The following is a 15,410-nucleotide window of genomic DNA, read 5'->3' on the forward strand; positions in this document are numbered from 1 at the left end:
CGGAGCATGCCAGGCGTCCCCGTTTCCTGATGCCGTTTCAGAAGCCGTTTGCTGTGCGTCAAGCTGTGCGTCAATGCGGGCGGTCGATCCCAGGAGCAAGCCTGTGGGCTCCCGGCCCCGCACGTCGAGGGCCCGGCGTCACCCGAAGCGGATGGGCAACGGGAAACCCTGAGGAAACCCCCGCCGAGCAGGGCATTCAGCCGCCGGTGTCACGGGCGGCCGCAGCCGGAGCCGAGGGAGAGGGAAAGGCCGGGCATCAGCTGCTGCCGCTCCTCGGGGCTGATCGTTCGCCTCAGTCGGCAGATCTCCGTCAACCGGGCGGCGGCGTCCAGGTTCCAGAGCCGAACGGTTCCGTCGTTGCTGCTGCTCGCCACGCTCCGCCCGTCGGGGGCGAAGGCAACGCCCCACACCGCGTTGGTGTGACCGGTGAGAACGGCCTGCAGCCGTCGCGCGGACACGTCCCACAGCCGCACGGTGCGGTCATTGCCGCTGCTGGCCAGCGTGCGGCCGTCGGGGGAGAAGGCGACGCCCCGCGCGGAGCCGATATGGCCGGTCAGTACGGCCACGGAGCGGCGCCGCGAGGTGTCCCACAGCCGCACGGTTCCGTCGTTGCTGCTGCTCGCGAGAGTCAGCCCGTCCGGACTGAAGTCCACACCCCGCACTGCGCCGGTGTGGCCGGTGAGGGAGGCCAGGGCGTGGCGCCCGGGCACGTCCCACAAACGCACGGTCAGATCGTCCCCGGCACTTGCCAGGGTGCGTCCGTCAGGGCTGAACGTGACGTCGTTGGCGAAGTCGGTGTGGCCGGTGAGTGTGGCGAGTAGTCGTCGTCCCGGCACGTCCCAGAGGCGGATGGTGCGGTCGGATCCGGCCGAGGCCAGAGTGCGTCCGTCGGGGCTGAACGCCACGGAGAACACTGCTCCGTCGTGGCCGGTGAGTGTGGCGAGCAGTCGTCGTCCCGGCACGTCCCAGAGGCGGATGGTGCGGTCGGATCCGGCCGAGGCCAGGGTCCGTCCGTCGGGGCTGAACGCCACCGAGAACACCGTTCCGTCGTGACCGGTGAACCTGGCCAGCAGACTCCGCTTCGACACGTCCCACAACCGCACCGTGTGATCGGCGTCCGCCGTTGCCAGCTGCCTGCCGTCCGGGCTGTACGCGGCCTTCCAGATCTCGGTGAACGGACGCGCCGTCAGGACCGACCTGCGAAGGTCCCAGAACACAACGGACTTGTCGAACCCGGAGGTGGCCACCACCGTGCCGCCGGAATCAACGGCCACGCCGAGTACGTAGTCGGTGTGGCCGGACAGTGTGCTGGTCAGACGGCCGCTCCGGACATCCCAAAGACGGGTTGTGCCGTCGCCGCCCGCGCTGATCACCGTGGTGCCGTCCGGGGTGTAGGCGACGGCGTTGATGTCGTCGCTGTGCCCGGTCAGCGTCGCGGTGGTCCGGCCGGTGGCCACGTCCCACAGCCGCACCGTCCGGTCGACGCCGCCGCTGACGACCGTCTTTCCGTCGGGGCCGAACGCCGCACCCAGTACCTCGTCGGTGTGCCCCTTGAGCACGGCCAGCGGGCGGGCATTGACCGCGTCCCACAGCCGTACGGTGTGATCGGCGCCGGCGGACACCAGCGTCCGGCCGTCCGGGGCGTAGGCCAGGGCGTTGATGTCTCCGCTGTGTCCGGTGAGGGTCGCGATGGCCCGGTGGTCTCCGGTGGCCCCCCACAGTCTGATCTTCCCGTCGGAACCCGCGGTGGCGAGCGAGCGCCCCCGGGGATCGAAGGCCAGCGCCCGGGTGGCTGTGGTGTCGGCGGGCAGAACCGACTTCATCCGGTGGGTCGTGCTGTCCCAGAGCCGTACAGGACTGTCGGTGGAGGTCGCGGCGAGCGTCCGTCCGTCGGCGCTGAAGGCGACCGAGCGCACCCGCCCGGGGACGGTGAGCGTCGCGGTCTGCCGGTGGTCGGCCACGCGCCACAGTTTCACCGTCCCGTCGGAACTGGCCGTCGCCAGCGTCGTGTTGTCCGGGGCGAAGGCCACCGCATTGACCGGACCCCTGTGCCCGGTGAGCCGGGCGGAGAAGGGCTGGGCCTGCGTGCTGAGCAGGGCTCCGCGCGCCTCGGTCGTCGCCGAGGTGCGGTAGGCCTCCTCTGCGAGCAGCAGGGACGCCTCCGGCTGGCCGGCCGCCAGGGAGGTCGACTGTGCTGCCAGGGCCTGTGAGCGGGCGACGCGTCCCTGGCCGAGCGCGCTGGAGCGCTGCTGATAGGCGAGGGCTCCGGCGGTGACGGCCAGGCCGAGCAGGAACGCGAGCGTGGCCAGGAGCCTGCGCTGCTGCCGTACTTGGCGCCTGGCACGCTCCTCCGTGCTGCGTTCCTCCGCCTGGCTGGCCTGAAGGAACTGCCCTTCCTGCGGGCTGAGCCGGATTCGGCCGTCGAGATCGTCGGCCCACGCGCGGACAACGGCGAGCCGGCTGCCGCGGTAGAGGACGGACGGGTCGTGCTCCTCGCGCTCCCATTCGGCGGCGTCGTGGGCCAGTTGCTGGTGGATGAGAAGTCCGGCACGGTCGGCGTCGATCCAGCCGTGCAGTCGTGGCCAGGCGTGCAGGAGAGCTTCGTGGGTGATCTCCACGGTGTCCCGGTCGATGGTGATGAGCCGGGCCCGTACGAAGGCGTCGAGCGCGGCGGCCGCCCCGTCCGCGTCCACCATCTGTTCCATCAGGGAGGTCCGGCTCCTCCGGCGCCGGGTCGGTCCGGCGCCGTCGGCGACATGGACCAGCCGCACCAGGATGCGACGGATCGTCTTCTGCTCGGCCGGGTAAAGACGCGCGAACACGTTCTCGGCGGTCCGCGCGATCGCGCCCTGGATGCCGCCGGTGCGCTCGTATCCGGCGACGGTCAGCGTGGAGCCGTCGCGCCGCTGCCACGTGCCCATCAGCGCGTGGGACAGGAGAGGCAGTGCGCCGGGCGGCATGCGGTCGGGCAGCCTGCCCGGATCGCCGCGCAACCCCGCGTCACGGAGGAGGAGTTGGACCAGGCCCGGTTCGAGCGTGAGACCGGCGAGCTCTGCCGGGCGGGTGATCGACTCCTGCAGTTCCTCCACGGACATCGGAGGAAGGACGAACAGTCCGTCGGTGAAGGCCGAGGCCAGCTCGGGAAAGTCGAGACAGCTCCCCGAGAAGTCGGCCCGCACACCGAGCACTACGACGGCGGGATCCTGCCCGCTTGTCGCCGGGCCGGACGTGGCCACCGCGGAGAGCACACGGACGAACGCGCGTCTCTCGGCCTCGTCGGAGCAGAGGGTGAACAGCTCCTCGAACTGATCGACCAGCAGCACCAGGCGGGTCGGGGGAGGCTCCCGGTCCCCGGGGCCCGCAGGTGCGGAGGGCGACATCTTGCGGACGGCGTCCAGCAGCACACGCGGGGAGTCCTGCAACTCCCGTGCGGTGATGCCGAGGGCGGCTCCGAGGACCTTCCCGGTGCAGTCCAGAAGCTCGTCGAGTGGGTGAGCCGTGGGGGTGAACGTCACCACCGGCCACTCGTCGGCACCCGGCATCGGGAAGGCGCCCCTGCGTCGCAGGGCGGGCACGAGACCGGCGTTGAGCAGGGACGACTTGCCGCCTCCGGACGGTGCGACCAGCATCAGCGGCCCGCCACCGATCCGTTCGAAGACCCGGTCGACCAGTGCGGCCGTCGCACGCTCCCGTCCGAAGAACCATCCGGCATCCTGCGATGTGAACGCATGCAGGCCCTGGTACGGGCACTCGCCCCCGGCCTCCGCCTCGGCGAGACCGGGTCCCGTACCGGCATCCGGCGAGGGTGCCTCGGCCAGCAGTCGCAGCAGCTCGCCACCTGCCCGCAGCACCTGGTCGCAGCGGCGTGCGACATCGAGGGTCGCGGGCTTCGAGCCGGTCTCGATCTTGCTCAAATAGCCTTTGCTGTAGTGCGTCTGACGGGCCAGGCCGGCCAGTGACAGGCCTCGCTCGACCCGCAGGCGCCTCAATTGCGCGGGGAACGACACCGCCGCGCCGTCAGATAACTCGCTCTGGTTGGTTGTTTCCTGTCCATCCTGCTGCTCCCCCACGGAGCACCCCCCTGGCATTCGTGCCCAGGCCGCGGGTACGGCTGTTGCAAACGCTACAGCGGGGGTCCGACAGTGATCCGATGAGTTGGCGAGTTTCCGCCTACACGTAAATAACGGCTTCCGGGGCCGCGGAATCGCGGCCCCGGAAGCGTCTCCCCCCGTGGTGGTCAGCTGATCAGTCGGTCAGCACGGCACGACGTAGTAGACGGGAGTCCAGGTGGCGGTGCCCTGCTCGTAGGCCCGCGAGGACCAGCGCTCGGTCTTGTTGCTGTTGAGGAACCGGGCGACCGTGCCGGTGGTCTGGTTGTTCACGAAGTAGCCGTCACCGGCCCAGGGCATGGTGTAGGTGCCGCAGCGGTAGAGCTTCATCCAGTCGGCGCCCCGGGTCAGGCAGAGCTCGCCGTAGTAGCAGATGATGTCAGCGGCGCTCTTCGCCGCCGGGCGGGCCAGGTCGCTCGGACGCTGCTGGCCGGCCGCGCCTACGAGGACTTCCCCGCCCTTGAAGGAGATCTTGTTGGCGGATACCTGGGTTCCGCCGGTCTTGGCGAGGTAGCTGTCGACCTTCGCCTGCAGCTGCTTGGCCTGGGCGCTGGTCAGTCCGGCCTTCTCGGCCTGAGCGCTGAAGACGGACTGGTCGCTCGGCGCGGTTGCGGCGGAGGCCGCGCCGGTGAGGCCGACGAGCGTTGCCGCGAGGAGTGCCACGACCGCGAGAGCGGTTGTGATCAACTTGCGTAGTGTCATTCGAGGTTCCCCCTTGGTGGGTCTTGCTCCGTGATGACAGCTCCACGGTGTGGCCGACGCGCCATCCCGGTCGACGGGTTTCCCGTTGCCAACTGGGCGGGCGGCCGGGAAACCGCCCGGGAACAGGCGTGTTGGGGGAGTGGGGGCAACACTGTGGGTGATCGGGGGGCGGCGATCCGAGGGAGGAGCCCTACTTCGGCGTGTCGGCCAAGCGGCAGGTCCCGATCCAGACGCTGGTGATCGCGCTGATGTAGCGCGCCCCGCAGCGGTCCGAGGGAACGACGAGCTGGCTGCCCACGCTGTCCAGCTCCCGGTCGTCCATCTGCGTGGCCAGCAGTATGGGGGTATTGCCGAAGTCGGCGTCGATCTCCGCCCAGGACACGATCGTGTGGTGGCCGTCCCCACCAGCAGGAAGCGGGAGCGGTCCTTGCGTCGCAGGGGCCGTCTCGACCACAAGCTCGACCTGCACGCGGCCCTGCTGTGCCGCTGAACATGCCATGTGTCAGGGGAGGTCGACATGCATGTTGGTCGACTTCACCCGCGCCGTGACCGTCACTCCCACCTCGATGCCCAATTCCTCAACCGATTCGCGGGTGACGAGTGACACCAGCCGGTGCGGCCCTGACTGGATCTCCACCTGCGCGACCACGTCATCGGCCGTCACCGCCGTCACTGTACGACGGCACACCCGCACTCCAGGCACGGCGGGACAGTTCCCGAAAACTCCGGCTGCCGCCGGCGGTGATCCCGGCGCCAGCCCGTCGTGCACGTCTCGTGGAACGACGCGGAGGCGTACTGCGCATGTTCCGGTACGCGGCTGCCGACGGAGACGGAGTGGGAGTACGCCGCACGCGGCACATCGGCTTCCGCGTGGCGGCCTCCTGAGTGGTGGAGGTTCGGGGTACTTCTTCTCCCGGGAGACGGAAGAAGGCATGCGTATGGACATCTGGTTGGTGGTGGCCCTCGCCGCGGTTCTGGTCGCCGCCACCGTGGTGCTGGCCGGCATGCTCCTGGTCAGACTCCTCAGAGCACGACGGCGGCTGCGGGACGCCGGAATTCCCGTGGAGAACAAGGTGATCTTCTGGGGCGCCCTGATCTACCTGGCGAGTCCGGTCGACCTGCTGCCCGACCCGGTCCTCCTGGACGACATCGGCTTTCTGCTGCTTGCGCTGCGTTCGCTCCAGGCGACGGCGGACGGTGCGGGCGTCGCCCGCCGGCGCTGACGACCGGCATATCGTCCGCGGGCATCGCTACCTCAGTGCCAGCGCGAGAACGGCCTGGTCGTCGTCACAGTCCGCCGACCAGCGTTCCGCGTCGGCCCGCACGAACGACACGACCTCCTCGGGATCCGGTGCCCTGTCCCCGCCGAAGCGTTCTGCGAGTCGCTCCAGCACGGGTTAGAACACGCCGTGCGTATCACGCGCCTCGCTCACCCCGTCCGTGTGTACGACGAGCACCTCGCCGGGCCCGAGCGGATGCACGGTGGCTTCCGCACGTCCGCCGGGAGACAGTGCCGCGAGCCCCAGCGGCAGCGCGGGAGCGGTGACCAGCCGCCGGGCGCCCTCAGGGCCGACGACGATGGGCGCCGGGTGGCCGCGGTCGACGATGCGGACCTCGCCGCCCGAGAGCGGGAACTCCAGCACCAGTGCCGTCACGAAGAGTTCGGGGTCACCGTCGTCGCCGACCGGACTGTTACGCGCGATGCTGAGTTCCAGTCGCTCCGCCAGGCTGTTCAGCGTCTGTCACTCGTGCGCGGACACGCGGAAGCTGCCCAGGACCGCCGCCACCGTCTGCACCGCTCCCAGCCCCTTGCCGCGTACGTCGCCGATGATCGCCCGTACCCCGAAAGGTGTCTCGCAGACGTCATAGAGATCGCCGCCGACGAGGGTGCCGCCCTCCCCGGCGGAGTAGAACCCGGCGGCCCGTAGCGGACCGATCCGGCGCGGCACCGGGCGCAGCAGGGTTCTCTGCATCGCCTCCGCCACGGAGTTCGCGCGGACCAGATGCTGCCTGGTGCGCTCCCGCTGCCAGGACAGGGCGGTACTGGCGATTCCAATGAGCGCCGTGGAGAGGTACAGCGCCACATGGTGCTGCTCGTCGAAGTGCCCGGGGCGGCGGGCCGCGAAGAGCATCTGCAGCCCCAGGCAGACGACGGCCGACAGCGCAGTGCCCCGCGGGCCGCGCGTAGCGGCGGCGAGCGGAGGCACACCGACGAGCAGGAAGCTCACCGGCTCCCGTCCGTGAAAGGCCAGCTCCAGGATCACATCGGCCATCACCGCGGCGAACGGCAGCCACCAGGTCCATCCCTGACGCGGAAACAGGGAGCGCCGGGCCGGGGAAGGGCTCCTACGAGGCATATGGCGCACCCTAAGAGCCCTCGCCCGTCAGGACCGATCACCGGGGGAGCGGAGTCGCCTCGTGTCGTGGACCGAGCTCGCCGAGCCGGCCGAGCTCGGCAAGCCGAAGGGCCGACACGCCTCCGCGGCCCGCGGAAGCATGTCGGCCCTGGCGTCCGGCCGGTTACCGGCGTCAGGCCTGCGCATCCTCGGGGATGGAGACCAGCCACCGCGTCGCACGGCGCGGCCGCAGGTATGCGACCCAGTACAGGGTGGCGACGGCCGTGATCCCGCCGGTCCACAGCAGGTAGGTCACCTCCTGCTGGCTGAGGATGTACGCCAGCACGGCGATCAGCAGGACCGGCATGGCGGGCCACAGCGGCATACGCCACGCGGGCTGGTCGGCGTGCGGCCCGCGACGGGCGAGCAGCGCGGCGACGGCGACCAGGAGGTACATGCCGGTGACGGAGACCCCGGTGACGCCGTAGAGGGTGTCCAGGTTCACGAAGCACAGGAGCGCTCCGGGCACGCCCACGAGGAGCGTGGCGACCCACGGGGAGCCGAAGCGGCCGAGCTTCGAGAGCGCGTTGTTCACGGGCCGCGGCCAGGCCTTGTCGCGGGCGGAGGCGAACAGCACGCGGGAGTTCTGGATGACCATGACGATGCCCGCGTTGATGATCGCGAGGGCGACGCAGAGGCTGACGAAGGTGCCGACGGCGGAGTTGCTCCACGCGGCGACCATGCCGCTGATGTCGCCGCTCGTGAGGGCGGCGAGGTCGGAGGCGCCCATGGTGATGGCGATGACCGGCACCAGGATGATCACGGTGGAGATGGCGAGGGTGGTCAGGACGGTGCGGGCGACGTTGCGGCGCGGGTTGTCCAGTTCCTCGGAGAGGTAGACGGCGGTGGAGAAGCCCTGCGTGACGAACAGCGCGATGGCCAGACCCGAGACGATCAGCATCGCGGTGACGGGGTCGGCCTTCCCGTGGGAGCCGGCCACGGTCAGGTCGACGAGGCTGCCCGCGCCGCGCGAGGAGTGCGCGAACCCGAGGACGGCGACGATGGCCGCGGCGATCACTTCGAGGACCAGGAAGACGCCGGTGATCCAGGCGTTGGCCCGCAGGTCGAGCAGGCCGGCCAGGGTGGCGAGCAGCATCACGCCGGCGCCGGCGTACGAGGGGTTGAGATGGATGACCGGGGCGAGGTAGTCCGCCGTGCCCATGGCGATCACCGGCGGAACGATCATCACGACGAGGAGCGACAGGACGAAGACGAGCCAGCCCGCGAGCCGGCCGGCCATCGTCGACACCATGGCGTACTCGCCTCCGGCGCTCGGGACGAGGGTGCCGAGCTCGGAGTAACAGAAGGCGACGGCGATACAGAGCAGCGAGCCGATCGCGATGGTGAGCGCCGTGGCGGTACCGAGACTGGAGAACAGGTCGGGGACGACGACGAAGAGCGTGGAGGCGGGCGTCACGCAGGACAGCGTGAGCAGGGTGCCGCCCACGACACCGATGGAACGCTTGAGCTTCTGGGGACTGCCGCCATTCGCCGCCTCGGGGACTTCGTGGACGTCCGGGAGTGCGGCGGGAGTTGGGGTGCGAAGCGTCTCGGTCATGGAGTGGTGGTTCCGATCGATTCGTGCGACGGGTATCGAGCGGGAGCGCTATCGCCTCCGGCGGCTGTTCGATGTGTCGTGCCTGCTCCCGGCCCGTCATGGAACCCTGCGAAAACCGCAACGTCAACGGCCATTTACCTACGGAATCCGTAGTTGGGCCTGGACCACAACTCCGCGACTTCCACGGCAGGTCGTGAGGTCGTGAGCTGTTGCGTGGGGGCAATTCTGTTCATGACCATGCAATCAAAGGGTTATTGGCAAATTTACTTGCGATACCCCTTTTATTCTGTCGCCACGATAACCGAAGGAACGGTCCGGAAATCCGCCGCAAGTCGTCCACAGTGCGGATCGCGCCCCCGGTTGGCCCGGAGCCCCCATCCCGGCTGCGCCCTTCAGGCGTCCTTGTTGGCCTTGAGCTTGTTCCACACCGTGCTGAGCGCCTCGAGGTCCTCCGGTTCGAGGAGATCGGTGAAGGCCGGAGCCAGGCAGGCGCGGCGCGTGGCGTCGGCCTCCTTGAAGAGGCGGTGGCCCTCCGGGGTGAGCGCCACCTCGACGGAGCGCGCGTCGCGCGGTGACGGGGTGCGGGTGACCAGTCCGCGGCCCTGGAGGGAGTCGACGACGCGGGAGACCTGGCTGCGGCTGAGCATGGTGCTGTTTCCGAGTACGGAGGCCGGCACCGGATCCGGGCTGGAGGCGAGCCAGAGCATGACCTCGAACCAGGAGACCGGCAGATCGTGAGCCTTGCTCAGGGCGCGGTCCACGCGTTCGGTGAGGACGGTTCCGGCCCAGACCAGGCCGTAGAAGGCGTGGTCGGCCACGGACATCTCTGCCGGGGTGAGCTTCCTCGGTGCCATGGGCACGATCCTACCGGTTGCGTGTGCACGCACATAATGGCTATAGTGTGTGTACACGCACTGAATCGCTCAGTGTTCTGGCGAAGGGCGGCACCATGTCTTCCAAGGTTGTTCTGATCACCGGCACCTCGTCGGGCATCGGCCTGGCTGCCGCCGTGGCCGCGGCTCGGGCCGGCTGGCGGACGGTGGCGACCCTGCGCGACACCAGCCGTGCCGACGCGCTGCGCAAGGCGGCCGCGGAGGCCGGGGTCGACCTCGACATCCGGCAGCTCGATGTCACGGACGAGGCCTCCGTCGCCGCCGCGATCGAAGGGATCATCAGTGACCACGGACGTCTCGACGCCGTGATCAACAACGCCGGCGCCGGACACCTCGGCACGCTGGAGAACGAGACCGTGGCCGAAGTGCGCCAGGTGATGGAGGTCAACTTCTTCGGTGTCCTGCACGTCTCCAAGGCGGCGCTGCCCCATCTGCGGGCCTCCGGTGGCCGTCTGATCACCGTCACAAGTGTCGGCGGGGTTGTCGGGCAGCCGTTCAACGAGGCCTACTGCGCGGCGAAGTTCGCCGTCGAGGGCTACATGGAGAGCCTGGCGCCGGTGGCGGCCAAGCTCGGCGTGACCGTCTCCGTCGTCGAACCCGGCGCCGTGGCCACCGAGTTCGTCAACAACATCGGACTCGACCTGGAGGCCGAGATCGCCGCAGCCGGTCCGTACGCAGCTCCGCTGCGGGCCTATGTGGACCGTACGGTCTCGCAGTTCCTGAGCGGTGCGCAGACTCCGGCCGAGGTGGCCGAGTCGGTGCTGGAGGCGCTCACGGAGGAGCGGCCCGCCTTCCGTATCCAGACGTCCGAGTGGGCCCGCGGGTTCACCGGCACCAAGCTCGCCGACCTGGACGGGTCGGCGGTGCTCGGTCTCACCGGTGGCTGGGTCGGCTGACCCCGACGACCCAGGTGGGTCAGTGGACGGGGTGTGCCTCCTCCGCCCCCGGGCGTTCGAACTGGGTGCGGTACAGCTCCTCGTAGCGGCCGCCGGCGGCCAGGAGCTCGGTGTGGGTTCCGCGTTCGACGACCTGGCCCTCCTCGACGACCAGGATCAGGTCCGCGGCCCGTACGGTCGAGAGCCGGTGGGCGATCACCACGGCGGTACGGCCCTCAAGCGCCTCTCCCAGGGCCTCCTGGACGGCCGCCTCGGAGGTCGAGTCGAGGTGGGCGGTCGCCTCGTCGAGGATGACGACCCGCTGGCGGGCCAACAGCAGCCTGGCGATGGTAAGCCGCTGCCGCTCACCGCCGGAGAGCCGGTAGCCGCGCTCGCCGACGACGGTGTCCAGGCCGTCGGGCAGCGAGGCCACCAACTCGGCCAGCCGGGACCGGCGCAGAGCGTCCCAGATCTCGTCCTCGGTGGCGTCGGGCCGGGCGAGGAGCAGATTGGCGCGGACGGATTCGTGGAAGAGGTGGCCGTCCTGGGTGACCATCCCGATCGTCTCGCGGATCGAGTCCGAGGTCAGGTCGCGTACGTCGATGCCGTTCAGTCGTACGGAACCGGCGTCGGCGTCGTACAGCCGCGGCAGGAGCTGCGCGATCGTGGACTTGCCCGCGCCGGACGAGCCGACCAGCGCGACCATCCGGCCGGGTTCGGCGCGGAAGGAGACGTCGTGCAGAACCTCCGTGCCGCCGCGGGAGTCGAGGGTGGCGACCTCTTCGAGGGAGGCCAGGGAGACCTTGTCGGCGGAGGGGTAGCCGAAGCGGACCCCGTCGAACTCCACGGACACCGGTCCGTCCGGCACGCGGCGGGCGTCCGGCTTCTCGGCGATCAGTGGTTTCAGGTCGAGGATCTCGAAGACCCGCTCGAAGCTGACCAGCGCGCTCATCACCTCGACGCGGGCGCCGGCCAGTGCGGTCAGCGGGGCGTAGAGGCGGGTGAGGAGCAGGGCGAGGGCGACGACGGCTCCCGGGTCGAGGCTCCCGCGCAGCGCGTAGTAGCCGCCAAGTCCGTAGACCAGGGCGAGGGCCAGGGCGGACACCAGAGTGAGGGCGGTGATGAAGACGGACTGGGCCATGGCTGTACGGATGCCGATGTCGCGCACCCGCCGGGCGCGGGCGGCGAATTCGGCGGATTCGTCGGCGGGCCGTCCGAAGAGTTTGACGAGGGTCGCGCCAGGGGCGGAGAACCGTTCGGTCATCTGGGTGCCCATGGCCGCGTTGTGATTGGCGGCCTCGCGCTGCAACTTGGCCATGCGGGAGCCCATCCGGCGGGCCGGGACGACGAACAACGGCAGCAGGACAAGGGCGAGCAGGGTGATCTGCCAGGAGATGCTGAGCATCACGACGAGGGTCAGCAGCAGGGTGACGAGGTTGGAGACGACGCCGGACAGGGTGTTGCTGAAGGCTCGCTGGGCGCCGATGACGTCGTTGTTGAGCCGGCTGACGAGTGCGCCGGTGCGGGTGCGGGTGAAGAAGGCGACCGGCATCCGCTGGACATGGTCGAAGACCGCCGTGCGGAGATCGAGGATCAGCCCCTCGCCGAGGGTGGCAGACAGCCAGCGCGTGAGCAGACCGAGCCCCGCCTCGGCGACGGCGATGACGGCGATCAGCAGCGCGAGCCGGGTGACCGTGCCGGTCTCCTGGCCTTTGACGATCGCGTCGACGACGCGGCCTGCGAGCACGGGTGTGGCCACGGCGAGCAGGGCGGTGACGACACTGAGCAGCAGGAAGCTGAGCAGCTGCCGGCGGTGCGGCCGGGCGAAGGCGGTGATGCGGCGCAGGGTGGCCCGGGAGAAGGGCCTTCGGTCCTGCTGGGCGTTCATCGCGCTGTGCAGCGATGTCCACGCGGTGACTTCCATGTCCATGGGGTGCCTCCGGAATCTGGTGGGCCGACGCGGTTCCCGTCGGCCGGCGTGGCCCGGGGCGCACCCAGAACGTTAGGACCTCAACCAAACTTAAGGTCAATCGATTCCTGACTCTGCGTCGGCGTCCTGCGGATCATGGCGCAAGTCATCCAGTGTTAGAAATGGGTCATGAAGGGACATTCCCTACGATCCCTGCTGCATGTGCGGAGCGCTGCCGGTCAGGTGCTCGTCCTGCAGATCATGGTCGCGGTCCTGCTGATCGCCGGCGCCGTGATCGCGCTGGTGTTCCAGGCGCGGCACGATGGCGAACGGGATGCCGAAAACCGGTCGCTCGCCGCGGCGGAGGCCTTCGCGGACGCTCCAGGCACCGCAGAGGCGCTGAGATCTCCCGATCGGACCGCCGCCCTGCAATCCCATGCAGAAGAGGCCAGGCGGGGATCGGGAGTGGACTTCATCGCCGTGATGTCCCCGACTGGAGTCCGCTACGCCGACACCGATCCGACGCTGATCGGCCGGCGCGCCCTAGGCATCGAACGTGCCGCGGCCGGAGAGTCCTTCACGGAGATCTTCAGGGGAGACCCGAACGACGCCGCTCGGGCCATCGTCCCTGTCATCGGTCCCGACGGCTCCGTCGTCGGTCTGGTGGGCGCCGGTGTCCAGATCGAGCACGTCGGCACCGCGGTCGACCGGCAGATGCCGGTGCTCCTCGGCTGCGCCGGAGCCGCACTCGCCCTGGCCACAGCAAGTGCCGCGCTGGTGAGCAGGCGGCTGCGACGGCAGACGCGTGGTCTCGGTCCCGCCGAGATGACCCGGATGTACGAGCACCATGACGCGGTTCTGCATGCCGTGCGGGAAGGCGTGCTCATTATCGGAGGCGACGGCCGGATGATGCTGGCCAATGACGAGGCGCGCAGGCTCCTTGAGCTGCCGCCGGACGCGGAAGGGCGCCACGTCGCCGATCTCGGACTCGACGCGGACACCGCGGAGCTGCTCGCCTCGGACCGTGCCGTGACCGACGAGGTGCACCTGGCCGGTGACCGCCTGCTGGCGGTCAACACGCGGTCCACGGCCCCGGACGGCGGGACGCCCGGCAAGGTCGCGACGCTCCGGGACACCACCGAGCTGCGGGCGCTGTCCGGTACGGCCGAGGTGGCCCGCGAGCGCCTGAAGATGCTGTACGAGGCCGGGGTACGGATCGGCACCACGCTGGACGTGACGCAGACCGCCGAGGAGCTGTCGCAGGTGGCGGTACCCCGGTTCGCAGACTTCGTCACGGTGGAGCTGCTGGACCCCGTCGTTCGCGGCGAGGAGCCGTCGGGCGTCCACACCGAGATGCGCCGAGCGGCCGTGAGCGGCATCCACGAGGACCACCCCTTCCAGCCGGTGGGCGACCTGGTCAGATTCGTCGTCCCCAGCACGCCGATGGCGGCGGCTCTGGCAAGCGGCCATGCGGTGCTCGAGGCCGATCTCACCGTCGCTCACGGCTGGCGGGCCCAGGATGCCGCAGGAGCGGACCAAGCCCTCGCATACGGCGTCCACTCACTGGTCACGGCGCCGCTGCAGGCTCGCGGTGTCGTCCTGGGCATGGCCAACTTCTGGCGCTCGGAGCGGCCCGAACGCTTCGAGGAGGAGGATCTGTCCTTCGCCGAGGAGCTGGCGGCCCGCGCCGCAGTAGCCATCGACAACGCTCGCCGCTACACGCGCGAACACTCCATGTCGGTGACCCTCCAGCGCAGCCTGCTGCCGCGCGTCATTCCCGAGCAGGACGCCCTGGATGTCGCTTACCGCTACCTGCCCGCGCAGTCCGGGGTGGGCGGCGACTGGTTCGACGTCATCCCGCTGCCCGGGGCACGGGTCGCCCTCGTCGTCGGCGACGTCGTCGGCCACGGCCTGCACGCCGCGGCCACCATGGGCCGTCTGCGCACCGCCGTCCACAACTTCTCCGCCCTCGACATGCCGCCGGACGAGCTCCTGGGGCACCTCGACGAGCTGGTCTCCCGTATCGACCAGGAGGAGGGCGGCGAGGGCGACGGCGAGGGCATCACGGGAGCCACCTGTCTGTACGCCATCTACGATCCGGCTTCCGGCCTGTGCAGCGTGGCAAGAGCAGGGCACCCCGCCCCCGCCGTGGTCCGCCCCGACGGCACGGTGGACTTCCCCGATGTGCCCGTCTCTCCACCGCTCGGCCTGGGCGGCCTGCCCGTCGAGACCGCCGAACTGCAGCTGCCCGAGGGCAGCATGCTCGTCCTCTACACCGACGGCCTCGTCGAACTCCGCGACCGCGACATCGACACCGGCCTCCGCCTCCTGAGCAGCACCCTGGCCGAGGAGGCGAACCGGACGCCGGAGGAGACCTGCCAGGCCCTGTTCAGCGCCATGGTGCCCCCGCACCGCAGGGACGACATCGCGCTGCTGGTGGCCCGGACCCGTCTGCTGGACGCTGCCCGCATTGCCGACTGGGACGTTCCCCTGGACCCCGCGGCCGTCGGTCCTGTCCGCGCCGCGTGCGGCCGCCAGCTGGAGACATGGGGTCTGGAGGAGATCGGATTCACCACCGAGCTGATGCTGAGCGAGCTGATCACCAACGCGATCCGCTACGGGTCCGAGCCGATCCATGTGCGGCTGTTGCACGAGCGCACTCTGATCTGCGAAGTGTCCGACGGCAGCAGCACCGCCCCGCACCTGCGACGCGCGGCCACGACGGACGAGGGCGGGCGAGGCCTGTTCCTTGTTTCCCAGTTCGCCGGACGGTGGGGAACGAGGTACACGCCCACCGGGAAGGTCATGTGGACCGAACAGCCGCTGGTCGACGGGCAGCAGGACGTGGCGGGTCTGCTTCTGGACGACGTGTCGTGGTGAACAGGCGACGCCGAATGGGGCGGCAGGAGCCCGCACCCCGGTCAGGTTGGGCATTCGCGTCGCCTTGGTGATCCGTGCGGCGCATGAT

Annotated in this window: 11 protein-coding genes and 3 pseudogenes; 4 read left to right on the top strand and 10 right to left on the bottom strand. The window is 69.9% G+C overall.

The window, feature by feature from the left end:
- Window positions 1-209: 209 nt before the first annotated feature.
- The 4 genes and pseudogenes from ABZS64_RS19710 to ABZS64_RS19725 all read right to left on the bottom strand — a co-directional run.
- Window positions 210-4,088: a helix-turn-helix domain-containing protein gene (locus ABZS64_RS19710; protein ID WP_355830862.1), complete on the bottom strand. Its 3,879-nt coding sequence runs from the start codon at window positions 4,086-4,088 to the stop codon at window positions 210-212.
- Window positions 4,089-4,253: 165 nt separating this feature from the next.
- A complete protein-coding gene (locus ABZS64_RS19715; protein WP_355830864.1) occupies window positions 4,254-4,796 on the bottom strand; it encodes a hypothetical protein in 543 nt (180 codons plus the stop codon).
- Window positions 4,797-5,001: 205 nt separating this feature from the next.
- Window positions 5,002-5,249 (bottom strand): annotated as a pseudogene (locus tag ABZS64_RS19720) (molybdopterin-dependent oxidoreductase); the annotation flags it as partial.
- A 64-nt stretch (window positions 5,250-5,313) separates the two neighbouring features.
- Window positions 5,314-5,484 (bottom strand): annotated as a pseudogene (locus tag ABZS64_RS19725) (TOBE domain-containing protein); the annotation flags it as partial.
- Window positions 5,485-5,568: 84 nt separating this feature from the next.
- Between ABZS64_RS19725 and ABZS64_RS19730 the strand changes: the two are divergent.
- Window positions 5,569-5,673 (top strand): annotated as a pseudogene (locus ABZS64_RS19730) (SUMF1/EgtB/PvdO family nonheme iron enzyme); the annotation flags it as partial.
- 76 nt (window positions 5,674-5,749) lie between these two features.
- Entirely contained in the window at window positions 5,750-6,034 is a 285-nt protein-coding gene (locus ABZS64_RS19735) for a DUF1232 domain-containing protein (protein WP_355830867.1), read from the top strand.
- Window positions 6,035-6,061: 27 nt separating this feature from the next.
- Here ABZS64_RS19735 and ABZS64_RS19740 read toward each other — a convergent pair whose 3' ends face one another.
- The 5 genes from ABZS64_RS19740 to ABZS64_RS19760 all read right to left on the bottom strand — a co-directional run bounded on the left by ABZS64_RS19740 (window position 6,062) and on the right by ABZS64_RS19760 (window position 9,619).
- Window positions 6,062-6,205 (bottom strand): hypothetical protein, encoded by a 144-nt coding sequence (locus ABZS64_RS19740; RefSeq protein WP_355830869.1) that lies wholly within the window; start codon window positions 6,203-6,205, stop codon window positions 6,062-6,064.
- A gap of 3 nt (window positions 6,206-6,208) precedes the next feature.
- A complete protein-coding gene (locus ABZS64_RS19745) occupies window positions 6,209-6,547 on the bottom strand; it encodes a SpoIIE family protein phosphatase (RefSeq protein ID WP_355831017.1) in 339 nt (112 codons plus the stop codon).
- A 6-nt stretch (window positions 6,548-6,553) separates the two neighbouring features.
- Window positions 6,554-7,168 (bottom strand): hypothetical protein, encoded by a 615-nt coding sequence (locus ABZS64_RS19750; RefSeq protein ID WP_355830871.1) that lies wholly within the window; start codon window positions 7,166-7,168, stop codon window positions 6,554-6,556.
- A gap of 172 nt (window positions 7,169-7,340) precedes the next feature.
- On the bottom strand, window positions 7,341-8,765 hold the full coding sequence (locus ABZS64_RS19755) for an APC family permease (protein WP_355830874.1): 1,425 nt from the start codon (window positions 8,763-8,765) through the stop codon (window positions 7,341-7,343).
- A 392-nt stretch (window positions 8,766-9,157) separates the two neighbouring features.
- Complete coding sequence (locus ABZS64_RS19760) at window positions 9,158-9,619, bottom strand: MarR family transcriptional regulator (RefSeq protein WP_355830877.1); 462 nt, start codon at window positions 9,617-9,619, stop codon at window positions 9,158-9,160.
- Between the two features lie 95 nt (window positions 9,620-9,714).
- On the opposite strand from ABZS64_RS19760, the gene ABZS64_RS19765 reads away from it, so the two are divergent.
- Window positions 9,715-10,554, top strand: a complete 840-nt coding sequence (locus ABZS64_RS19765) for an SDR family oxidoreductase (protein ID WP_355830880.1) — start codon at window positions 9,715-9,717, stop codon at window positions 10,552-10,554.
- A gap of 19 nt (window positions 10,555-10,573) precedes the next feature.
- Here ABZS64_RS19765 and ABZS64_RS19770 read toward each other — a convergent pair whose 3' ends face one another.
- The gene (locus ABZS64_RS19770; RefSeq protein WP_355830883.1) at window positions 10,574-12,463 is read right to left on the bottom strand and encodes an ABC transporter ATP-binding protein; all 1,890 of its coding nucleotides are present in this window, start codon (window positions 12,461-12,463) and stop codon (window positions 10,574-10,576) included.
- 168 nt (window positions 12,464-12,631) lie between these two features.
- Between ABZS64_RS19770 and ABZS64_RS19775 the strand changes: the two genes are divergently transcribed.
- A complete protein-coding gene (locus tag ABZS64_RS19775; RefSeq protein ID WP_355830885.1) occupies window positions 12,632-15,322 on the top strand; it encodes a SpoIIE family protein phosphatase in 2,691 nt (896 codons plus the stop codon).
- The last annotated feature ends 88 nt before the right edge of the window (window positions 15,323-15,410 follow it).

Origin of the sequence: Streptomyces sp. NPDC005408 (assembly GCF_040606445.1) — a bacterium.
Taxonomy (GTDB): domain Bacteria; phylum Actinomycetota; class Actinomycetes; order Streptomycetales; family Streptomycetaceae; genus Streptomyces.